The organism is Paenibacillus cucumis (ex Kampfer et al. 2016) (genome assembly GCF_019748695.1).
Taxonomy (GTDB): domain Bacteria; phylum Bacillota; class Bacilli; order Paenibacillales; family Paenibacillaceae; genus Paenibacillus; species Paenibacillus polysaccharolyticus.
This window is the reverse complement of record NZ_JACLIC010000002.1, coordinates 142,225-164,323: the sequence shown is the minus strand read 5'-3', so window position 1 is coordinate 164,323 and position 22,099 is coordinate 142,225. Positions and strand designations below refer to the sequence as shown.

18 protein-coding genes are annotated in these 22,099 nt (G+C 46.2%); 2 read left to right on the top strand and 16 right to left on the bottom strand.

Annotated elements, in window-relative coordinates; all coding sequences use genetic code 11:
* Positions 1 to 138: 138 nt before the first annotated feature.
* The 9 genes from mutM to H7T88_RS00705 form a co-directional block, all read right to left on the bottom strand.
* Complete coding sequence (gene mutM / locus H7T88_RS00745; protein ID WP_090920271.1) at positions 139 to 966, bottom strand: DNA-formamidopyrimidine glycosylase; 828 nt, start codon at positions 964 to 966, stop codon at positions 139 to 141.
* A 60-nt stretch (positions 967 to 1,026) separates the two neighbouring features.
* Positions 1,027 to 3,681, bottom strand: coding sequence for a DNA polymerase I (gene polA, locus H7T88_RS00740; protein WP_154958176.1), 2,655 nt, complete (start codon positions 3,679 to 3,681; stop codon positions 1,027 to 1,029).
* 247 nt (positions 3,682 to 3,928) lie between these two features.
* A complete protein-coding gene (gene phoU, locus H7T88_RS00735; RefSeq protein WP_090920525.1) occupies positions 3,929 to 4,588 on the bottom strand; it encodes a phosphate signaling complex protein PhoU in 660 nt (219 codons plus the stop codon).
* Positions 4,589 to 4,651: 63 nt separating this feature from the next.
* Positions 4,652 to 5,407, bottom strand: coding sequence for a phosphate ABC transporter ATP-binding protein PstB (gene pstB / locus H7T88_RS00730; protein WP_090920265.1), 756 nt, complete (start codon positions 5,405 to 5,407; stop codon positions 4,652 to 4,654).
* 252 nt (positions 5,408 to 5,659) lie between these two features.
* Positions 5,660 to 6,856 carry a methyl-accepting chemotaxis protein gene (locus H7T88_RS00725; protein WP_221786463.1) on the bottom strand — a complete coding sequence of 399 codons (1,197 nt, stop codon included), beginning with the start codon at positions 6,854 to 6,856 and terminating at the stop codon, positions 5,660 to 5,662.
* Positions 6,857 to 7,006: 150 nt separating this feature from the next.
* Positions 7,007 to 7,735, bottom strand: a complete 729-nt coding sequence (locus tag H7T88_RS00720) for a response regulator transcription factor (RefSeq protein WP_221786462.1) — start codon at positions 7,733 to 7,735, stop codon at positions 7,007 to 7,009.
* A 141-nt stretch (positions 7,736 to 7,876) separates the two neighbouring features.
* Positions 7,877 to 9,706: a two-component system histidine kinase PnpS gene (gene pnpS, locus H7T88_RS00715; RefSeq protein WP_154958178.1), complete on the bottom strand. Its 1,830-nt coding sequence runs from the start codon at positions 9,704 to 9,706 to the stop codon at positions 7,877 to 7,879.
* A gap of 172 nt (positions 9,707 to 9,878) precedes the next feature.
* Positions 9,879 to 10,223, bottom strand: coding sequence for a cupin domain-containing protein (locus tag H7T88_RS00710; protein WP_221786461.1), 345 nt, complete (start codon positions 10,221 to 10,223; stop codon positions 9,879 to 9,881).
* Positions 10,224 to 10,576: 353 nt separating this feature from the next.
* Positions 10,577 to 11,449, bottom strand: coding sequence for an SDR family oxidoreductase (locus H7T88_RS00705; RefSeq protein ID WP_221786460.1), 873 nt, complete (start codon positions 11,447 to 11,449; stop codon positions 10,577 to 10,579).
* 428 nt (positions 11,450 to 11,877) lie between these two features.
* Here H7T88_RS00705 and H7T88_RS00700 point away from each other — a divergent pair, with 428 nt between their 5' ends.
* Positions 11,878 to 13,437: a histidine kinase N-terminal 7TM domain-containing diguanylate cyclase gene (locus tag H7T88_RS00700; RefSeq protein WP_221786459.1), complete on the top strand. Its 1,560-nt coding sequence runs from the start codon at positions 11,878 to 11,880 to the stop codon at positions 13,435 to 13,437.
* 279 nt (positions 13,438 to 13,716) lie between these two features.
* Here the strand turns inward: H7T88_RS00700 and H7T88_RS00695 are convergent, their stop codons facing one another.
* The 4 genes from H7T88_RS00695 to citZ all read right to left on the bottom strand — a co-directional run bounded on the left by H7T88_RS00695 (position 13,717) and on the right by citZ (position 17,800).
* Complete coding sequence (locus tag H7T88_RS00695) at positions 13,717 to 14,142, bottom strand: hypothetical protein (protein ID WP_154983046.1); 426 nt, start codon at positions 14,140 to 14,142, stop codon at positions 13,717 to 13,719.
* A gap of 135 nt (positions 14,143 to 14,277) precedes the next feature.
* Positions 14,278 to 15,219, bottom strand: a complete 942-nt coding sequence (gene mdh / locus H7T88_RS00690; protein WP_090920243.1) for a malate dehydrogenase — start codon at positions 15,217 to 15,219, stop codon at positions 14,278 to 14,280.
* A 28-nt stretch (positions 15,220 to 15,247) separates the two neighbouring features.
* A complete protein-coding gene (gene icd / locus H7T88_RS00685) occupies positions 15,248 to 16,540 on the bottom strand; it encodes an NADP-dependent isocitrate dehydrogenase (protein ID WP_154958182.1) in 1,293 nt (430 codons plus the stop codon).
* Between the two features lie 147 nt (positions 16,541 to 16,687).
* Positions 16,688 to 17,800 (bottom strand): citrate synthase, encoded by a 1,113-nt coding sequence (citZ, locus tag H7T88_RS00680; protein WP_221786458.1) that lies wholly within the window; start codon positions 17,798 to 17,800, stop codon positions 16,688 to 16,690.
* 495 nt (positions 17,801 to 18,295) lie between these two features.
* Between citZ and ytvI the strand changes: the two genes are divergently transcribed.
* Positions 18,296 to 19,414, top strand: coding sequence for a sporulation integral membrane protein YtvI (ytvI, locus tag H7T88_RS00675; protein WP_090920232.1), 1,119 nt, complete (start codon positions 18,296 to 18,298; stop codon positions 19,412 to 19,414).
* Positions 19,415 to 19,536: 122 nt separating this feature from the next.
* Here the strand turns inward: ytvI and H7T88_RS00670 are convergent, their stop codons facing one another.
* The 3 genes from H7T88_RS00670 to pyk form a co-directional block, all read right to left on the bottom strand.
* The gene (locus tag H7T88_RS00670) at positions 19,537 to 19,941 is read right to left on the bottom strand and encodes an FxsA family protein (RefSeq protein ID WP_090920522.1); all 405 of its coding nucleotides are present in this window, start codon (positions 19,939 to 19,941) and stop codon (positions 19,537 to 19,539) included.
* A gap of 1 nt (position 19,942) precedes the next feature.
* Positions 19,943 to 20,449, bottom strand: coding sequence for an acyl-CoA thioesterase (locus H7T88_RS00665; RefSeq protein WP_373323200.1), 507 nt, complete (start codon positions 20,447 to 20,449; stop codon positions 19,943 to 19,945).
* 132 nt (positions 20,450 to 20,581) lie between these two features.
* Positions 20,582 to 22,009: a pyruvate kinase gene (gene pyk, locus H7T88_RS00660; protein ID WP_090920229.1), complete on the bottom strand. Its 1,428-nt coding sequence runs from the start codon at positions 22,007 to 22,009 to the stop codon at positions 20,582 to 20,584.
* Between the last annotated feature and the right edge of the window lie 90 nt (positions 22,010 to 22,099).

Genomic DNA, 22,099 nt, shown 5'->3' with positions numbered 1-22,099 from the left:
CCCCTGTGCGGTACGTGCCAACTGATGATGTCAGTATGGGTATATGCCCGCTTATTTCTGCCATATCAGTATATGGAGGGAGGAATCCAAGGGTGCTATGATTTCATCATTTCATTGATTCAGTTCTGGTTCGGGATATCAAAGTCGTTGACAATTCGGGCAAAAGTGCGTCCCACGTCCGCCAACGACACTTTTTTCAATCAATGTGCCGCAGGTATGGCAAGGCTCGGCTTTACGGCCATAAATTTTCAGCTGATGCTGGAACATGCCCATCTCGCCTTGCCCATTAACATATGACTTGATTGAGGAACCTCCTGCATTCACGGCATCCTGTAGCGTAGCCACAATGGCTTCATGCAAAACCTTCAGCTGTGCTTCGGTCAGCGTCTTCGCAATCGTCTCGGGATGTATACCTGCACGGAAGAGAGCCTCGTCCACATAAATATTCCCGATGCCAACCACATATGCCTGATTCAGCAATACAGCTTTAATTTTGGTCGTACGTTTCCCCACTGCAGCGCGGAACGCGTCCACGGTAAAAGCCTCATCCAGTGGTTCCAGTCCAAGCTTCATGAGCGGTTTCGAAACCAGCTCTTCACCTGCGCTGAACAGATGCATCGTTCCAAACTGACGAACATCCTTGTATCGCAATTCCGTCCCATCATTGAAGTGGAAGATGACATGAGTGTGTTTCTCCACCTCTTCGTGCTGATGGTACACACCATAACGTCCCTCCATCCGCAGATGGGAGACCAGCACAAGCCCGTCCAGCAAAATCCGTAAAAACTTGCCCCGGCGCTCTACACCAATCACGGTATGTCCTGCCAGTTCCAATGCAAATGCTTCTATATCGTCAGGCCGCTGAATAATCCGCGGCAAATTAACGGTAACATAATCTATCGTTTTACCTACAATAAGTTGATTCAACGTTCTTCTGACTGTTTCGACTTCCGGTAGTTCCGGCATGATGTTCTCACCTCCCTTATATTATAACGGAAGATGACGCTCAGCGGGACCCCTTCTTATCTATTTTGCTTCATACCAGTTCTCACCAAAGCTAACCTCAGCTTTGAGCGGCACCGACAGCGGAAGCGCCTTTTCCATCACCGAAGGCACAAGCTCCTTCATCAGCTCCAGTTCATCCGCCGGCACTTCAAAAACGAGCTCATCGTGTACCTGAAGTAACATACGGCTCTGTAGCTTACGCTCGCGCAGCGCCTCGTCCATCTGTACCATCGCCAGCTTAATGATATCAGCCGCAGTACCTTGGATCGGTGTGTTCATCGCGGTACGTTCCGCGAAGGAACGTAGATTAAAATTACTCGCGTTGATTTCGGGCAGATAACGGCGGCGTTCCAGCATCGTTTTCACATAACCGTCCCGGCGTGCATCCTTCACAATATCATCCATATACCGGCGCACACCCTGGAATATTTCAAAATACTGATCGATGAACTGTGCCGCTTCTTTCCGCGTAATGTTCAAGTTTTGCGATAGACCATAATCACTGATTCCGTATACGATTCCGAAGTTAACCGCCTTCGCAGAACGACGCATGTCACTGTCCACATCCTCCGGCTTCACGCCGAATACATCGGAGGCGGTCTTCGTATGGATATCCATATCATGTACAAAAGCTTCCTTCAGACGCTCATCATCTGAAATATGTGCCAGTACACGCAGTTCAATCTGAGAGTAGTCGGCTGCGAGAATAGACCAACCCGGCTCGGACGGTACAAAGACCTTACGAATTTTGCGTCCTTCTTCCATACGAATCGGAATGTTCTGCAAGTTCGGGAACTGGCTACTCAGTCGTCCTGTTGCTGCAATGGTTTGACGATAGAACGTATGCACCTTGCCATCCCGGTCGGATATCTCTTTCAGCAAACCTTCCACATAAGTGGATTGCAGCTTGGCAAGCTGGCGATATTGCAAAATGTGCTGCACCACGTCGTTATAAGGAGCCAGCTTTTCCAGCACTTCAGCGTCGGTGGAGTAGCCTGTTTTTGTTTTCTTCACGACAGGCAGGCCCAGCTTGTCAAACAAAATCTCGCCGAGTTGTCTAGGTGAGTTCAGATTAAACTCCGTACCGGACAACTTGTAGATTTCGGCCATCAGCTTGCCGATCTGTCCTTCAAATTCACGACCAAGGGCTTGTAAGTCTTCTGTGTTCGCCTTGATTCCCTGCTTCTCCATGTCGGCGAGAATACGAGATAACGGCATTTCGAGCTCATGGAATAGTGAATTCATCTCATCGCTCTCCAGCGCTTGTTCCTGAAGAGGGATAATCGCGGCCAGCGCAGCGGCTTTCCGGCATAGGAAATCGCCCAAAACATCCGCATCAGGCAATTTGTATTTAGCCCCTTTCCCCAGAACGGTATCGTCTTCAACCAGCGAAGGCAGCCCATACTTGGACGTCAGCCCGCTGATTGTCTGATTCGACTCGGTCGGGTCAAGCAAATAAGCAGCAAGCTGCACATCAAATGATGCACCTGAGAATTCAATGCCATGTGCATGCAAAGCCAAATCCACACGATGCAGATCATATCCACGCTTTGGCTGGTCGGCACTTGCAAGCCATTCCCGTACAGGAGTTGCCGCATCAGACTTTAGTAATTCCGGAGATATGAACGTATATTTCTCCCCGGCACCTACGGCAAGACCAACAAGCTTCGCCTGATGCGGATTGTCACCATGCGTTTCCACATGCAGCACATCGATCGAATCCAACATATCCATCAGATCAGCTATGTTATCTTCTGTTGCAATCGTAGATTCAACCTCAGCCGCTGGAACAGCCTCTTGCTCGGAAGCCACGCTACCGCTAAAGGACAAGCGCTCCAGCAATGACTTAAACTCCAGCTTAGCAAGTGCAGGCCCTGCACTTGCTTCTTTCAATCCATCAAACTTCATATCATCCCACGTCTGCTCGAGCGGAACCTCACGGTGAATCGTCGCCAGCTGTTTACTCATGCGTGCATCATCGGCGTGGGTTTCAATCTTTTCCTTCATCTTGCCTTTCAGTTCACCCGTACCGTTCAGCACCTCTTCCACCGATCCAAACTGGTGTAGCAGTTTCAGCGCCGTTTTCTCCCCAACACCCGGAATACCCGGAATATTATCGGAAGCATCGCCCATCAGACCTTTCAGATCAATGATCTGTAGTGGTGTCAGACCGTAACGTTCCTTAATCTGAGCCGGGTCGTACAGTTCAATCTCCGTAACCCCTTTACGCGTCAGCCCGATATGTACATGCTCGGAAGCAAGTTGCAACATATCCTTGTCACCCGATACAACGAGAACCTGTCTGCCTGCATCATCCGCGCGTTTGGTCAGTGTTCCGATAATATCATCCGCCTCGAAACCAGCCAGTTCAAACTGCGCGATCCCAAGGCCTTGCAATAACTCTTTAAGCAATGGGAACTGCTCGGACAACTCCGGCGGTGTTTTTTCCCGTCCACCCTTGTATTCCTGATACCCTTCATGACGGAACGTCACTTTGCCCGCATCAAACGCCACCATCACATGTGTAGGCTTGTGTTCTTCCAGCAAGCGAAGCAGCATCGTCGTAAATCCGTACACCGCATTGGTGTGCAGACCTTTCGAATTGGTCAGAGGAGGCATTGCAAAAAATGCCCGATAAATAATGCTATTTCCATCTATAAGAATAAACTTGTCCATTCCAGCACCTCGCGTATCATATGGTCAGACTGTACTTACATACCTACTCTCATGATACCATACCTGCCACCTACATCAAAAAAACTTCACACCCCTTCTCACCACATTTCTTCCGCAAAAAAAGAACCTCCTTCCCAGTCAGCCTGTGCACAGGCCAGCCGGAAGAAAGTTCTCCATTTCGATCATATTATTTTATCTTGTATGTCTAATATTCCTCGCTTGTGCAGCATAGCCTGCCCAGAACAACTTACTGGTTCAGGTCCGGACGCTGACCCGTCACCAGGTACACGGTGCTCTCACCAATGTTGGTCGCATGGTCACCAATACGTTCAATGTAACGCCCAACCATCAAGAGCAACATAGCCTGAGATGCATTCGTTGGATGTTCAGTCATTAACGTGTAGAGGTCACGAATCATATTGCTGTACAACTGATCTACTTGATCATCGGTTTGTGCCATTTTATAGGCCAGATCGGTATTTTCTTTCAAATAGGACTCAATGGACTCATCAATCATGGATTTCACCACTTCCGCCATACGTGGAATATCCACCAGCGGCTTGATCAGCTCTTGACCTTCCATACGGATCGTTACCTTTGCCACGTCGAGGGCCAGATCGCCCATACGCTCCAAGTCACTGGAGATTTTGAAGGCCACGATAATACGTCTTAAATCCTTCGCAACGGGCTGCTGTGTAATAATAAGCTTGGAGCCCAGCTCCATGATTTTGTCCTCAAGGGCATTGAGATTCGCATCATTCTTAATGATGATCTGAGCTTTCTCTACATTCAATGTCTGCAAACTCTCAATCGCACCGTCCAAGGCATTTCCTACATGTTCCCCCATTTGTTTCAGCAGGGAGCGCAGTTCTTCCAGCTCTTGATCAAATTCTTTTCTGCGAATCATAGATTTCATGTCCTCCTTCTCCATCATCTCCGGGTAAGCCGGGATCATCCTGTTCAGCTCGCCTTAACCAAACCGACCGGATATATAGTCCTCGGTCCGGGAATCTTGCGGTGTGGAGAATAACGTCTCCGTATCAGCTGCCTCCACCACTTCACCATTCAGGAAAAACACCGTTCGTCCAGATACTCGCGCGGCCTGATGCATGTTGTGCGTAACCATGACGATGGTATATTTATGATGCAACTCTTTGACCAATTCCTCGATTTTCAGCGTGGAGATCGGGTCCAGCGCCGAAGTTGCTTCGTCCATCAACAACACATCCGGCTGTACAGCCAGTGCACGTGCGATGCACAGACGTTGTTGCTGTCCACCAGACAGGCTTAACGCCGATTTTTTCAGCACATCCTTCACTTCATCCCACAATGCCGCATGAACCAGACTCTGTTCGACGAGTTTATCCAGTTCTGCTTTTTGGGTTACGCCGTGCAGACGTGGTCCGTACGCCACGTTGTCATAGATCGATTTTGGAAAAGGGTTCGGCTGTTGGAATACCATTCCTACCCGTTTGCGCAGCGTCTCCACTTCAATTTCATTACTGTAAATATCCGAACCGTTCAGCATAACTTGTCCTTCCACACGAACACCCGGAATCATGTCATTCATCCGGTTCAACGTACGGAGCAATGTCGATTTACCGCAGCCTGACGGCCCGATAAACGCTGTGACGGTTTTCTCCGGCAGATCCATCGATATATTTTTAAGCGCGTGATGCGTATCATAGTATAAATTAAGTCCATCAATGTGAATGAGGTCTTTCATGGATGCTCACTTCTCCTTCGTTGCAGGGATCATTGGATTCCCTTTACGTTGAGACCGGCGTTCATATTCTCTACCAATCAGCACAGTCATCTTTAATATCCTAACGTAACATTGTAAAAACAGTACCACCTTCATGTTAACGGAATGTAAAAACACCTGAAGAAGACCTAGTCCGTTAGTTCAACGTCCCAGGTCTCTCTTTTTTGATCTGCGCGATTTCCGTTATACGCTGTGCCTCGGTTGTGCTTTAGTTCACAGCTCGGAATGATCCGTAATCATGGCTTTCAGCTTCAACTGGATATTCTCTGCGACCCTGCCAGCTTCCCCGCCTTCAGCAGCAATGGTCTCCACGATGCAGGACAAAGCTTTTACCGCATGATTTAACTTCCCAAACGCTGCCGCACCTTCCTGCACATACTGCGCACTCTCATCGATTTCAGTACCACTCGCCTGAATGAGGGATACGGTCTGCTGGGTTAAACTTTCAATATCCTGAAGCAATACGGTCATGTTTCCAGCCACTTCTCGTGTCTGTTTGGCAAGTGCCCGGATCTCTCCGGCAACAATCTGGAACCCCCGGCCGTATTCTCCGGCATGCGCAGCCTCTATCGATGCATTCAGTGCCAAAAGCCCGCTCTGATCCGCCAGCGTTCGAATGGAACGCGCCATGCCTGCACCCGTTTTGATGGATTCGAGCATCTGACTTGCGTGTTTGCCCTGATCCCCCATATGCTCATGAACCTGAAGGTAGGAAGACTCAACTTGACGCAGACGCCCTTCTCCCTCATTGGACAAGAGGATAACTTGCCCTGCTTCCTGTACGGTCTGATTCGCCGCTTGAACCAGTTTGGTTACAGCGTCATGAATGCGTGAAATTTCCTGTCCACTCTCCGTCACGGTGCATATGCGATCTGCGGATGCCTTCTGCTGAAGTTTACGAGAAAGCGACATCACATCACGGATCGTGAGTACACCAAGCAAGCGATCCTGTTCCGTTACGAGCAGGCAGTCATAAAAATGATCCTCGTCCCGCCGAAGCGCGGCGTCAATAATAGCGGCGGGTTCCATATGTATATCTACAATAACCGGTGATGCGTTAGCTACATTCATAATCGGTTTACGATAAAATAAGTCCGCTGCGAACCTTCCGTTCAGTAAACGATACAAGCTCTCACGCATCAATAATCCTATCGGTTTCATGTGTTCATCACAGAGCACAATACATGGATGCTCCAGTCCATCACTTAACATCGCCGCAGCATCTCCGCAAGTAGTATCTCCCCTAGCTATAGGCACCTGACGGAAATAATCAGTCAAAGAAACGGCATGTTCCTCCTGAACTTCACTTGTTGATTCGTCCGATTCCAACTCAGGCACGAACGATGTTTCTTCCCCTTTTTGTAAACTAACATCCAGATTCTCAGGTCTAGCTTCTAACAACATGGGCATAATTACACATTCTCCTTTACGTGTTAGCTCCGCCCTAAGGTGGGTTTTTAGGTACAAAGTATCACTTGGATAACCTCATCCTACTCCCCATAAATGAAGAAAAATCTTCCTTTGTGTAAAAAGGAGGTAAAAATAAAACTCCCCGATCATTTAACTAGAATGATGGGGAGTTTTTCTTTTGACAACCAATTTATAACCTACGCCACGGATGGAATCGATATGAACGGATTCAGGGTCAAGCTCCAGCTTTTTACGTAATGAACTGACGTGTACATCCACGGTCCGCTGACCTCCGATATAATCAAAACCCCAGACCGCATTCATCAGGTCATCCCGGGTGAGCACCACGCCAGGTTTTTTAGCGAGATATAATAGGACTTCGAACTCCTTCGGACGCAGGCTGATCGATTGCCCTCCCAGAGTCACTTCATACTTCAACGGATAAATTTCAAGTTCACCAAGAATAATACGTGAGCCGTCTTTATCCTCAGGCTGCGGTAAATCGTCGCCATTCGAATAACGTCTGAGTACCGCATCTACACGTGCCAAAAGCTCGGATACACCAAACGGTTTCGTAATGTAATCATCTGCACCCGATTTCAGCCCTTGCACAACCTCGGCTTCACCGTTCTTGGCGGTAAGAATAATGACAGGAGTGCTTACTCCCTGAATACGCAGTTTGTTCAAAATATCCAGACCATTCATGCCTGGCAGCATCAGATCCAGTAGAATCAAATCGAAATCCTGAGACAAGACCCGGTCATATCCTGCTGACCCATGATCCTCTGCCGTTACGTCATAACCTTCCTGTGTCAGGTTATACGTAAGTAATCTCGATAATGTCGGTTCATCTTCAATAACCAGCAAACGCTGTGCCATGATACCCCTTCTCTCTTCATAGGTTGTCTGTTGCCACAACACTTTTTCTATCATAGCACTAATTTGTTAACGCTGTGTAAAGCAAATGGCTCATTTTACATTTTGCTTCTCTAAGCCTACCTTTTTCTTTCCAAAGTAAAACTAGACTTCTTCTTCTTGAATTAAAGGCAGGATTACCCGGAAGGTGCTTCCCATCCCTAGTTCACTTTCGACCGACAATTTACCATGATGAAGCTCCACCAGGTGTTTAACGATAGAGAGTCCAAGTCCTGTTCCTCCCGAATTCCGTGATCGGCCTTTGTCTACACGGTAGAAACGTTCAAAGATTCGCGGCAAATCCTTCTTGGGAATACCAATTCCTGTGTCGGACACCGAGAAAACCACCTGCTCTTCCTCACTCGTCTGATCCATCTTCACCTGGAGTTTCACCCTTCCACCCTCAGGTGTATAGTTAATGCCGTTGGATAACAGATTAATGAAAATCTGCTTCATTTTGTCCTCATCCGCTTCAATATACAGTTCCTCCGGTACATTCATTTCCAGACGAATCTGCTTTTTCTCCGCTACCTTGGATAAAGTTCCAAGCACCATTTCGAAGAAGGAATGCACATGAACTGGTGAACATTCCAGCGGTGCACGTTTCGATTCAATCTTGGACAACTCCAGAATATCTCCAATCAAGCGGTTTAGTCGATCACCTTCATCATAAATAATCTGCAGGAAAGAACGTTCCGTCTCCTTATCCTGTACACCGCCGCTTAGTAAGGTTTCTGCAAATCCCTTCACTGCTGCCACAGGTGTCTTGAGTTCATGCGAGACATTGGCCACAAATTCGCTACGCATGGATTCCAATCTGCGAATCGCAGTTACATCCTGTAGCAGGAATAACATTCCCCGATATCCGCCATTGTCTTCTGACATCGGTACACCATCCAGCCTTATCAACCGTTCTTCCGGGTTAAATACACTTACTTCTTCGTGCATCCGTTCCTGATTAGCAACGCTCTCTTCAATCGTGCGTGTCAGCTCGTAATGCCGCTTGAGTTCCGTGTAAGGTCTTCCTGTAACCTTCACGGCCTGAATGCCGAGCATACGCTCCGCTTCCCGATTAACCAGTGCAATCGATTGCGTTGCATCAATCATGACGATCCCGCCCGTCATATTCGCCAACACACTTTGAAGCAATGCTTCATTGTCTCGGATCGTTTTGAGCTGGGACTGCAGACTATCTGCCATGCCGTTAATCGCCAGTCCCAGCTGGCCGATCTCGTCCCTGCGTGTAACTTTTACTCGCGCATCATACTCCAGCTTTGTAATCCGGTGTGCCACTTTGGTAATATGCTCAATGGGCGACGTTAGACCTCTAGCTACCCGGTAACTGACAAATGCCACAATGAGAAAAAGCAGGCCCAGGGCAGCAAACATAATCATCCATCCGCGTTGCAGTCCTTGATCCACCGCTTGCAAACTCATAGACAGACGAATAAAACCGTCGAATTTGCCACTTGGCATTTCAATCATGTCACTTTGATCCGAATTAACAGGCAGCGCGACATACAGCATGTCCTGCCCTAACGTTGCACTATATCGGATGGACTGTCCAAAAGTCCCTTCCGTAGCCGTCCGGATCTCTTCGCGATTCAGGTGATTATCCATTGTTGCAGGATCGCTCTCGGAATCGCCAATGACTATGCCGTCTTTATTAATAAAAGTTACTCGCGAGTCTGTTAGACGATCCAGTTCCAGCGCTCGGTCCGAGTAATATTTCCGAGTTTCCGCTGATGTCGGATTGGAAGCGTCATGAAAAGGGAATGTCGCTTTTAACAAATTAATTTCACGCACCATCGTTTGTTCCAGTGCGGCGATATGAGTAGTCTTGAAAACTCTGCCCATCGTATATCCGGCTACAATGACGGATACGCCAATGAGTACCATCATGATTAGAGCGAGGCGAATGCGAAACGGTCTCATTAATCTCTTCCTTCTGTTATATTTTGGTCCGTTGAACAACAAGACAATTTACATAACCACTCTGATGACAGAATAACCTTCCAATCCCTGTTATCTTCAGGTTTTTTCTGCACTCTTCGTCCATATGTAAATAAGTTAATATTAAATTCAAATGATGAAAACAAACCATTATTTATCCATTTAGTTCGTTACGGTCACCGCGTGTCGTTGGATGTGATATAACTAGAAATTCCACATCTTGTGCACCTCGATTTTGCATCTGATGGGGTGCTCCCGGCGGGATTTCGATGCCTTCATGTGTTTCCAGTACATAGGTCTCTCCATTCAGCTCCATACAAGCCTCACCGCTAAGAACAAAAAAGAATTGGCGACTCTTCACATGTACATGCCTTGTTTCTGTCGTGCCTGCGGGCATTCGCTCATGAATCACACTAAGTGTCTCTCCCTGAACCAGATGCCAACCATCACACTGAGCTCCCCATATATAATGTGATGCCTCTTGTTTGCTAATCTTCATATGAGTGCCTCCCGAATATGTTATCCGGTTTATCATATCACATCTAATGAGATATCTTTCCATGTAAAATGAGCAATAAATCTGCCTTCTTCCCCTCTGACTCACCCCATTGCTTTAAAGTCAGACCTGTATAAGGTATCATAAATATATCAACGCAGATACAGACTTTTGTAAATCACATCTTACAATAGATAGGACTTCAACCTGCCTCCCCTGTTCGAAACCCTCTTCTTATTTGAAAAAAATATATAAAGAAAGACGGGACGCCACTATGCTTTAGCGTCCCGTCTTTCTCTTCTCAATACAGCGACTATCCTCGCCCGTTCCGCAATGCCATTTGCCCGGTGCATCACCTAGCCGTTAACGACTTCGCCGCCGTTCACATGCATCACCTGTCCGCTGACATAAGAAGAGTCATCAGAAGCGAGGTACACATAAGCTGGTGCCAATTCATCCGGCTGCCCTGGACGTTTCATCGGTTGCGTGGCTCCGAATTCACTTACTTTTTTCTCATCAAATGTCGAAGGAATCAAGGGTGTCCAGATCGGACCAGGAGCTACGGCGTTCACACGAATCCCCTTTTCAATCAGATTCATCGACAATGAACGGGTGAAGGATGTAATTGCCCCTTTAGTCGACGAATAATCCAGTAACGTCGGGCTTCCCCGATAAGCGGTTATCGATGTTGTGTTAATGATGGTGCTACCTTGTTTCAGATGTGGCATAGCCGCCTGTGTAACATAAAACATACCAAAGATGTTGGTACGGAATGTTTTTTCCAGTTGCTCTGGCGTAATATCCTCCAGGTTTTGTTGCGGATGTTGCTCAGCCGCATTGTTAACCACAATGTCGAGTTTGCCAAGTTCATCGACCGTTTGTTGAACGCTTTTCTTCGCAAAATTCACATCACCGATGTCACCTGCGATAAGCACACACTTGCGCCCTTCCTGCTCCACCTGACGTTTCGTTTCCTTGGCGTCCTCATGCTCACTCAGATATACAATCGCCACATCGGCGCCTTCCTTGGCATAGGTCACAGCAACAGCCCGTCCAATCCCGCTGTCTCCTCCCGTAATCAAAGCCACTTTGTCCAATAGTTTGCCGGCTGCCTTATACTGCGCCCTCTCGAATTCAGGCTTGGGATTCATCTTGGATTCAATCCCCGGACGCTGATCCTGATGTTGTGCAGGCATCGTTTGTTGTTTTTGCTGGGTAGTGCTTGACATTGTACCTTCTCCTTTCAAAATGAACATGTTTGATTTTAAGAAGACTTGGACACAAATAACATGCTTCCTTGTCTCTCATTCGTCATAACTCTCATTAGTCTCATTCTGTAGGATGGCATGAACCGACCAGATTATTCTTCTACTGGACAGCAATGCGAACCCTCATAATTACTGTCATTCCTTATTTACCACATATATGGAAATCCAAACTTTGTATTTCGTCATCATCTGCATTTGTGAATATTCGAATTTTTTTCGAAATTGACCTGTTTCATCATGCAAATGGTGTTCCTAAGCAGATAGGGCTGATGTACAATGTACAGTGTGGAGATTATATTCATCCTTTTTTAAGTCACCTAGCGTGATTAGCAGCATCATCTCATTTGCTTCAATACGACAACAATCTAATTTGACATGGAGATCTGAACATGGAATCGCATATTACTACTTACATTACACTTGTGACCACGTCAGCCGTGCTGAATCTGTTTCTGTGTATGTATACGTACTTCAGAAGAGCCCATTTTCCAAACGCCAACATCTTTATCCTGTACACGGCTTCCCTGTCCGTATATACCTTCGGATATGCCATTGGCCTCGCCAGTAATACACTGGAACAGATGAAGTTCTGGAATATCGTCCAATATATTGGTATGCCGATCTCTGCACCGCTTGGCTTGCTTCTCATGATTCATTACACTGGAAAAAAGTTGTCTAAATGGCTGACGTCAGCCTTATTCATCATTCCTTCCATTACCGTCTTTCTGGTTGCTACGAATGATTGGCATCATCTCTATTACAAAAGAGTATGGTTACGTGAGGATAGCACAGTCCCCGTCATGGCGATGGATATTGGTCAATGGTATGTTGTCCATGGTGCATTTACGTTCTCCTGCCTTTTGTGTGCTGGCCTTATCTTAATTGGGCAATGGCGTCACACCAAAAAGATGTACCGTCGTCAACTGCTTACGTTAATTGTGTCGCAGATTATTCCGATGGTTGCTGCATTTGTATACTTACTTGGCGTGACTCCGTTTGGCCTCGACCCAGTTCCCGTTCTGATGTGTGTTACATCGGCTATGTATATCTGGGCTATTCTGTCCTCCAGACTGTTAACCATTGTACCGATCGCCAAAGAAAGTATTTTTGAAAGTATGCGCGAAGGGGTTCTTGTGCTGGATAGTTCCTATCGTCTTGTCGATTTCAACAGATCCCTAAGACTGATGTTACCTGAGATTGAAACATCGATGGTTGGGCAACCCTTGAATGACATCTGGCTTCGTCTTGCAGGAGAGACCTTTCCCGTTGAATATGAAAGAGAAGGGCTGCAAACCGACTTGTACTGGCAATTAAACGGAGAAACCGTCTGTTACCAAGTCAGGACGTCTTATGTATTTAACAAAAATCCTCAAGTTGTCGGTATTCTCATTATGCTAATCGACATTACCGAACAACGTTTTTTACAAGAACAATTGAAACAACTAGCTTATTTCGATGGTTTAACCAAAATATACAATCGGACTCAATTTTTAAACAAAGGAAGAGAATGGCTTCAAGAAGCCCGGCTTAATTTTCACCCCGTCTCTTTTATCTTGTTTGACATTGACCATTTCAAGCGTATCAACGACACGTACGGTCATGATGCGGGTGACCAAGCCATCGTTCATGTTGTATCCGTGTGCAATCGTTATTTAAACAGTGAAATGTTATTCGCCCGTTACGGCGGAGAGGAATTCGTTATCGCTTTGCCGAACATGGTACTCCAGGAAGCATATACTCTTGCAGAGCAGTTGCGAATGGCTTTGTTAAATCAACCGCTCAACCTAGAGGGCAAGTCCATTCCGGTCACCGCCAGCTTTGGTGTCTCCCAAACGGTTGGCGAGTCGGATACCCTGGAATCTTTGCTACGTGACGCCGATCACGCCTTGTATGAGTCCAAACGGAATGGCCGAAATGCAGTACGAGTTTATGGTGCCGGTGTTAGCTAATGATGAGTAGCAAGGTATTCAGGTTCCCGGCAGTCATTGAATAAAAGATCACAAAACAAACAGACAGCCTTTGCAGGCTGTCTGTTTGTTTGTATAACTGTGCGGTTTAATTCAATAGAACCCGGCGTTACTCACGCCACATGGTTAAAAGTGTACATGTTTCATTAGCAATAGCTTTTAGCGCTACCACTTGTCCTGAACATGTGCAAACGCTTCACCTTATACTCATAGTTATCGTTTGAGAATCAACATTACACCCTGAAGCCTCTTATTCTTCTATTAGAAAATGGATCTGTCCACCATCAGGTACACCATGATGAGCAAGAACACGGCAAGCAACGTGCTGAACGTACGAATTTTGCTTTGGTATGGTGTTACATCCTTATTACTTTTCACGCCTTCTGCGGCAAGACGTAACGGTTTACCCATAATTCCACCAATGGCTGCAATCGCGAGAAGAATTACTACGACAACAGCCATCCAGATGTGGGAGTAATCTCCCTTTGTCATCAGATAACCACCTGTAAGAAGCTGAATAACAAGCGCATACTGTGCAACTTTGTTTAAGGAACGAAGTGACGCGAATGCTCCCTCCTGTGCTGGCAAGCTCAATGTGCGAATTTTACCTACCACGAATGGCAAAATCAGATAAAATCCCATGGCTAGTGCTCCGACGATATGGAGCAAATACATAATCATTGTCAAAATTTTCATCCTCCTCAACATATTCGCTGTGCTGTATATCACATTTTATTATACTGGGGAACTTATCCAAAGAAAAGAAAACCTCCGTATTTACGGAGGTTTTCTCACTTTTCATGTTCAAAAAGTCTTCAAAACTTAAATATTAACGATTGAAATGACGTTACGCACCGAATCTGCAGACGTATCAAGCGCTGCTTTTTCTTCGGCTGTCAACTCCAGTTCGAAAATCTTCTCAATTCCGTTGCCTCCCAGAACAGTTGGCACACCGAGGAATAGATCCTGATATCCATACTCACCTTCAAGATAAGCAATAACCGGAATAATGCGTTTTTTGTCCTTCAAAATGGCCTCCGTCATCTGGACCAGTGAAGCTGCCGGAGCATAGTATGCACTGCCATTACCCAGCAGGTTAACAATCTCACCGCCGCCTACACGGGTACGTTGCACAATCGCATCAATGCGATCTGCTGGAATCAGGGTATCGATTGGAATACCGCCTACACTCGAATAACGAACGAGCGGTACCATATCGTCACCATGACCACCAAGCACAAAGCCACGTACATCCTCTACGGATACATTTAACTCCTGCGCAATGAACGTACAGTATCGGGCAGTGTCGAGAACACCCGACTGTCCGATCACGCGGTTTTTCGGAAAACCGAGTGTCTGATACGCTGCATACGTCATTGCATCTACCGGGTTGCTCAGAATAATGACAATGGACTCAGGGCAATATGTTTTCACATTTTCACACACGGACTTCACGATACCTGCATTCGTATTCACCAGATCGTCACGGCTCATGCCCGGTTTGCGGGCAATTCCGGCTGTAATGATCACAATGTCTGAACCAGCTGTATCCTCGTAGTTGGAAGTTCCCACGATATGACTGTCGAACCCTTGCACAGGGCTAGCCTCCAGCAGATCGAGTGCTTTACCCTTGGTCGGATTCTCCAGTTGAGGAATATCAACCAGAACAACATCCCCGAGTTCCTTCTGGGCAAGCATCAGTGCAGTTGTAGCACCGGTAAAACCGGCACCAACGACTGTGATTTTTTTGCGCTGAATAGTCACGATTCACATCTCCCCTTACAGGTTTTTGTTACAGGTTGCTAATGATTTGATCAGCGAATTCGGAACATTTCACTTCTGTTGCGCCGTCCATCAGACGTGCAAAGTCATACGTTACCGTTTTATTGTTGATGGATGTTTCCATGCCTTTGTAGATCAGGTTAGCCGCTTCTTGCCAGCCCAGGTGCTCAAGCAACATTACGCCGGAGAGGATTACGGAACCAGGGTTCACGACATCTTTATCTGCGTATTTAGGTGCAGTACCGTGTGTTGCTTCGAAGATAGCATGTCCAGTTACATAGTTGATGTTCGCACCAGGTGCGATACCAATTCCGCCAACTTGCGCTGCGAGAGCATCAGACAGATAGTCACCGTTCAGGTTCAATGTAGCGATCACGTCGAATTCACCCGGACGAGTCAATACTTGTTGCAAAGCGATATCAGCAATAGCATCTTTAACGATGATTTTGCCAGCATCTTCTGCTGCTTTTTGCGCTGCATTAGCTGCGTCTGTACCGTCTTTTTCTTTGATCACATCGTATTGTGCCCAAGTGAATACTTTGTCGCCAAATTCTGCTTCAGCCACTTCGTAACCCCAGTTTTTGAAGGCACCTTCAGTGAATTTCATGATATTACCTTTGTGTACCAAAGTAACGGTTTTGCGGTTATGGTCAACAGCATATTGTACCGCTGCACGAACCAAACGTTTCGAACCTTCCTCAGATACAGGTTTGATACCGATACCGGAAGTTTCAGGGAAGCGAATTTTGTTAACACCCATTTCCTGTTGCAAGAACTGGATCATTTTTTTCACTTCTTCAGAACCTTCAGCGTACTCGATACCTGCATAGATGTCCTCTGTGTTTTCACGGAAAATAACCATGTCAACCAGCTCAGGACGTTTAACCGGGGAAGGTACCCCATTGAAATAACGTACAGGACGCAGGCAAGTGTACAGGTCAAGCTCTTGACGAAGTGCCACGTTCAGGGAACGGATACCGCCGCCGATTGGCGTAGTCAGAGGTCCTTTGATGGCTACGATGTACTCACGAATCGCTTCGAGCGTATCGTTCGGCAACCACTCTCCGTATGTATTGAATGCTTTCTCACCAGCAAACACTTCATACCAAGCAATTTTTTTAGTACCGTTATATGCTTTTTCTACTGCTGCATCCAGAACACGTACAGAAGCTTTCCAGATGTCACGGCCTGTACCGTCACCTTCGATGAATGGAATGATTGGATTATTAGGTACTTGAAGCGTACCGTTGTCAATTTGAATTTTTTCGCCTTCAGTTGGGAGTGCAAATTTTTCCAATTTCATAATTACAATTCCTCCTAAGTTTTGGTTTCACAGTATGAAGCATACCACATTTTTGCAGGAAGGAAGGGCTGTCTCTACTCGGCAGTATAGCCTCGCATTCACAAGCCCCTCACCTCATCTATATGATTATACTGTTTTTGCTAAAGTTTAGCGAAGATCGATGGAAACGTATTTCTGATCTGTTGGGCCCGTGTACTCGGCACGCGGACGGATAATGCGGTTATCTGCAAGTTGCTCCAGAATATGCGCTGTCCAACCGGACACACGGCTGATCGCAAAGATCGGTGTGAACAATTCCTGATCAATCTTCAGTTGAGTGTATACGGAAGCGGAATAGAAATCGACATTTGGCTTCAAACCTTTTTGGCCTGTCACGATTTCTTCAATCTTCACGGACATCTCATACAAACGGGTATCGTTGTTCATCTCACCCAGTTCTTTGGACATCTTCTGCAAATGCTTTGCACGTGGGTCACCATTTTTGTACACGCGGTGTCCAAAGCCCATGATTTTCTCACGGTTATTCAGTTTTTCCTGAATAGCCGCTTCCAGACGATCCGGTGTACCGATCTCGTCCAGCATTTTCATAACAGCTTCGTTTGCACCACCATGCAAAGGCCCTTTGAGTGCACCGATCGCAGAAGTTACGCCTGAGTAAATATCAGACAGGGTCGCTACCGTAACGCGGGCAGCAAACGTCGAAGCATTCAGCTCGTGATCTGCATGCAGAACAAGTGCCTGATCAAGTGCTTTTACCGCGGTTTCGGACGGCTCTTCTCCTGTCATCATGTATAAAAAGTTCTCAGCGATGGAAGCGCCTTCTTTTGGAGCCACAGGCTCTTGCCCCTTACGAATACGTGAGATTGCCGCTACAATGGTTGGCAATTGCGCTTGCAACTTCACCGCTTTGTTTTCATTCGCAGCCTCTGTCATCTCGTCGGCTTGCTCATCATAAAGCGCAAGCGCGGAGACTGCAGAGCGTAGAGCTGCCATCGTGCTGATGTGTTTTGGATACAACTTGATTTGGGCGATCAATTCGTTTGGAATCGGCGCGTAATCGCTCAGACTTTTACGAAGTGACTTCAATTCATCTGCTGTTGGCAATTTGCCAAACCAGAGCAAATAAGCAACTTCTTCAAAACTTGCATGTTCAGCCAAATCATCGATATCGTATCCACGGTATGTAAGCACACCGTCTACAATAGAGCTGATCGAAGAGGTTGTTGCAACGATGCCTTCCAGACCTTTGGTAGCTGTCATATTACATCTCTCCTTTAATAAGCGAAATCAGAAATCATTCTAAGTCATATCAGTGCCAAAGTGCACCTAACCTCTTTTGTAAACCGTTTCATTTTAAAAATGACCTAAGTTGTCAAAATTCGGTTTTCTTATCTGTCAATCGGTATTTACTTATATCATCATACTGGATTTTGTCGTTTATGTGAACATGATGAGAGTTCATTCGCACATCAAACATATTTATCGGAGTGATAAAGCATTTTTGAAAACCTTTACACAAGCAGGGTTGGGATTTAATGTGTACTGAACAATTTATGTCATTAGAGAAATCAAACCAAAATATAGTCACAAAATCTATTGCTATAATTTGTAAACCTCAGGCATACTTTAGGCAGACGATGTGCTAAGCAGGATTCCGGCACACGGTTGCAGACTGTTCTTTTTGGCGTTTCAAAAGCTGACGATTGCTCTATATTAATAAGATAAGCTCTTGACTGAATAAAGGGGAGTTGAACCTTGGATCGAATCATTCTCAAACGTCTGCTTCGCGGTCTGTGGGTTATTGTAGCTACCTTTCTGATCGCCGTAGCCGTATATCTGTTGTTCCCGCTGTTATATCCTTTTGTTATTGCCTGGATTATTGCCTACGCGATGAATCCGCTCGTAAAGTTGCTCCAGAACAGGCTCCGTTTTCCACGCTGGCTCGCGGTTACCTTATCACTTCTATTGTATTTTGGGGCAATCGCTGTAATTTTATCTGCGGCTGTTACTCGTATGGTTAAAGAAGTCATTTCACTAACCACCAGTTTCGATCTGCATGTGGACGAAATCAAAGAAACGTTTGTACGCTGGACGCAGAACGATACGATCCAAAGTTTGATAGCGCAGATTAACGATTTTTACAAAGAAAACCCGAATTATCAAGAAACCATTAACAGTAACATCAGCAAAACAACAGAGACCGTCGGAACAGCGGTAAGTGACCTTGTTACTGGGTTTTTCAACCTGATTTTAAACCTGCTGACCTCGCTACCTAATATGGGTGCAGTTCTCATTGTGGTGTTGCTATCTACCTTCTTCATTAGCAAAGGCTGGACGCGTCATAGCATTACCGTCTCTGGTTGGGTTCCGTCTGCAGTTCGCAAACCGATCTCTGATATCTGGAATGATCTCAAAAAAGCCCTCTTTGGTTATGTACGCGCACAGCTGATCATGATCTCGATTACAGCGCTGTTCGTCATGATTGGGTTGCTTATCCTTCAAGTCAAGTCAGCGTTCACGATCGCTCTGCTGATTGGTCTGGTCGACCTGCTCCCCTATCTTGGTGTCGGTCTGGTCATGGTACCTTGGGCGGCGTATTTGTTCATGAACGGGGATATCTATCTTGGCATCGGTATTAGTGTGATCTATCTTATCTTGCTTATTGCCCGGCAGATCATTGAACCGAAAGTTCTTGCCAGTAGTGTGGGGCTAGACCCACTCGCAACGTTAGTAGGCATGTTTGTTGGCTTGAAGCTATTTGGTGTGCTAGGCCTCATTATCGGTCCGGTGAGTCTTGTGATTCTCGATGCCTTTAACCGTGCCAATGTACTTCGTGACCTCAGGACCTATATCATTAATGGCAGAGTCCGATGAGTCTGATTGAAGAGCATTAATCACAATCCTTTTCCAGTTAAACTAATGCAAAAAAGTCTCCGTTCCAAGCAGAAGGTGTCTGCAGAACGGAGACTTTTGGTTTAAACGAGATAGATGCTCTCCTATTTCGGACGGCGATAAAATGTAATGCTGCCGTTTCTCATCTTTTTCTCCAACCAGCCCAGGAAGAATAACCGATAAACTGGACGTGTTAACGGAAATACTAACGTAAAACCGATGAGATCGGTCACAAAACCAGGGATCAACAGCAAGAATCCGCCGACAAAAACGAAAAGACCATCGACCATTTTCCGCCCAGGCACCTTGCCGCGTTCCATCTCCTGTTTGGCGTCCATCAATACCTTACGCCCTTCAAACTGCAACATGGCTATACCAATCAAGGACGTGAGAATCATAAGAAGCAATGTTTTTCCGGCCCCGATCCAATCACTCATCAGAATGAAACCAAACAGCTCAATTACCGGAATTAATAAAAGTAAAGCCCACATCCATTTTCGCATTGATATGTTACTCCTTTCCTGAGAACCACACCTTTTCAAGCGCGCTGTATAGCTCTGAAGCGACCTTATCCAGTCTAACCGGCTTCCAGTCTGTATTCACCCACACATGCTGGGTAGATCCCGTCACCAATCGTTCACCTGGGAGTGATTCATCATGTGCCCACACCCGTTCACCGACAGCGAGTGAAGCATCATCTTCCTCAGACATACGTCTTATGTCGTACTCGTAATTCAGGCGCAAGCCGCTAAAAGCAGTGATTCGAGTGAAAATGATGATCTCGTCATCGTACCGCGCCGGTTTATGATACTTCACATCCAGACCGGTTACAGGAAGCAACAGTGCCTGTTCCTCCATTTTACGATATGTATACCCCATTTGGCGAATCATCTCGGTACGGCCGATCTCGAACCAGTTCAGGTAGTTCGCATGATAGACAACCCCCATCTGGTCGCTCTCCTGATAACGTACACGAAGACGAGCTGTATACCAGTTACCATTACTTTCTTTTCGCACGTTCTCAGCCTCCTTGGCTCTACCATTCATACGCTTCAAATCACAGAATCGTGTCATGAAGATGGAAAAAAAGCAACGGGACATAAGGCCCCATTGCTTCTTTCATGTTACTTACCGAATCATACGCTACAATTAAGCGTTGTTTGGAATTTGGCTAACTTTGATCAGGTTAGTAGAACCGGAGCGGCCCAGAGGTACACCTGCTGTAATGACAACCAGGTCTCCTTCTTTAACCAGTCCTGATTTTACGCCACCTTCAATTGCATTTTCGAACAAAGCATCCGTAGAATCAACCAATCTACCTTTAACAGGAGTTACACCCCATGCCAGTGCCAAACGACGGGAAGTTCTGTCTTCTGTCGTTACAGCGATGATTGGAGCTTCTGGACGATATTTAGAGATCATACGTGCAGTATGTCCGGATTCTGTCGAAGTGATGATCGCTTTTGCGTTCAAATCTTGAGCGGACAGAGCAACGGATTGACTGATCGCTTCAGTAACCGTTGTTTGTTGTGCAACACGTTGTTTCAGATACAACTCTTGGTAAGGCAGAGCAGATTCTGCTTTTTCTGCAATACGGGACATTGTCAGCACGGACTCTACCGGATATTTACCGGCAGCTGTCTCACCAGACAACATGATTGCATCTGTACCGTCAAAGATTGCGTTGGCTACGTCACTTGCTTCCGCACGAGTCGGACGCGGGTTACGTTGCATCGAATCCAGCATTTGTGTAGCTGTAATAACCGGTTTACCCGCAACATTACATTTTTCGATCATGCGTTTTTGTACCAGTGGTACTTCTTCAGCAGGGATTTCCACACCCAGGTCTCCACGAGCAACCATCAGGCCGTCAGACACTTCAAGGATTTCGTCCAGGTTGTCTACACCTTGTTGGTTTTCGATTTTGGAGATAATTTGAATGTGACCTGCATTATGTTTCTCAAGCAATTCACGAATCTCAAGCACGTCGCTTGCTTTACGAACGAAAGAAGCTGCGATGAAATCGATACCTTGTTCGATACCAAACACGATATCGTTAGCATCTTTTTCAGTGATACCCGGCAGGGAAATCGCGACGCCTGGAACGTTAACACCTTTTTTGCTTTTGATTGTACCGCCGTTAACGATACGGCATTTGATCTCGGTGCCTTGTACTTCCACCACAGTCAGTCCGATCAGACCGTCGTCGATCAGAATTGTAGATCCAGCTTCAACATCCTTAGGAAGATCTGCATACGTAATGGAAAGACGATCTTTGGTTCCCAGAATTTCTTCTGTCGTCAAAGTGATGTACTCGTCCTGAACCAATTCAATTGGCTCAACTTCAAGTTTACCTGTACGAATTTCCGGTCCTTTGGTGTCCAGCAGGATTGCTACAGTTTTGTTCAGCTCTTCACATGCTTGGCGAATCGCTACGATCCGTCCGCCGTGCTCATCGAAATCACCGTGGGAGAAGTTCAGACGGGCTACGTTCATGCCAGCCATAATCAGTTTCTTGGTATTCTCCAGGGATTCACTGGATGGGCCAATCGTACATACAATTTTCGTTTTGCGCATTTTGGGTTTCCTCCGATTTTAAAGGTCTAACTTTATATCTCTATTTTTCTTTTTCCAACTATTAAATTTACTATACTTTCGATCATTTGT

Coding starts and splice junctions, on each gene's coding strand:
- mutM (WP_090920271.1), bottom strand. CDS start 966: ATGCCGGAACTACCGGAAGTCGAAACAGTCAGAAGAACGTTGAATCAA.
- polA (WP_154958176.1), bottom strand. CDS start 3,681: ATGGACAAGTTTATTCTTATAGATGGAAATAGCATTATTTATCGGGCA.
- phoU (WP_090920525.1), bottom strand. CDS start 4,588: ATGATTCGCAGAAAAGAATTTGATCAAGAGCTGGAAGAACTGCGCTCC.
- pstB (WP_090920265.1), bottom strand. CDS start 5,407: ATGAAAGACCTCATTCACATTGATGGACTTAATTTATACTATGATACG.
- H7T88_RS00725 (WP_221786463.1), bottom strand. CDS start 6,856: ATGCCCATGTTGTTAGAAGCTAGACCTGAGAATCTGGATGTTAGTTTA.
- H7T88_RS00720 (WP_221786462.1), bottom strand. CDS start 7,735: ATGGCACAGCGTTTGCTGGTTATTGAAGATGAACCGACATTATCGAGA.
- pnpS (WP_154958178.1), bottom strand. CDS start 9,706: ATGAGACCGTTTCGCATTCGCCTCGCTCTAATCATGATGGTACTCATT.
- H7T88_RS00710 (WP_221786461.1), bottom strand. CDS start 10,223: ATGAAGATTAGCAAACAAGAGGCATCACATTATATATGGGGAGCTCAG.
- H7T88_RS00705 (WP_221786460.1), bottom strand. CDS start 11,449: ATGTCAAGCACTACCCAGCAAAAACAACAAACGATGCCTGCACAACAT.
- H7T88_RS00700 (WP_221786459.1), top strand. CDS start 11,878: ATGGAATCGCATATTACTACTTACATTACACTTGTGACCACGTCAGCC.
- icd (WP_154958182.1), bottom strand. CDS start 16,540: ATGAAATTGGAAAAATTTGCACTCCCAACTGAAGGCGAAAAAATTCAA.
- citZ (WP_221786458.1), bottom strand. CDS start 17,800: ATGACAGCTACCAAAGGTCTGGAAGGCATCGTTGCAACAACCTCTTCG.
- pyk (WP_090920229.1), bottom strand. CDS start 22,009: ATGCGCAAAACGAAAATTGTATGTACGATTGGCCCATCCAGTGAATCC.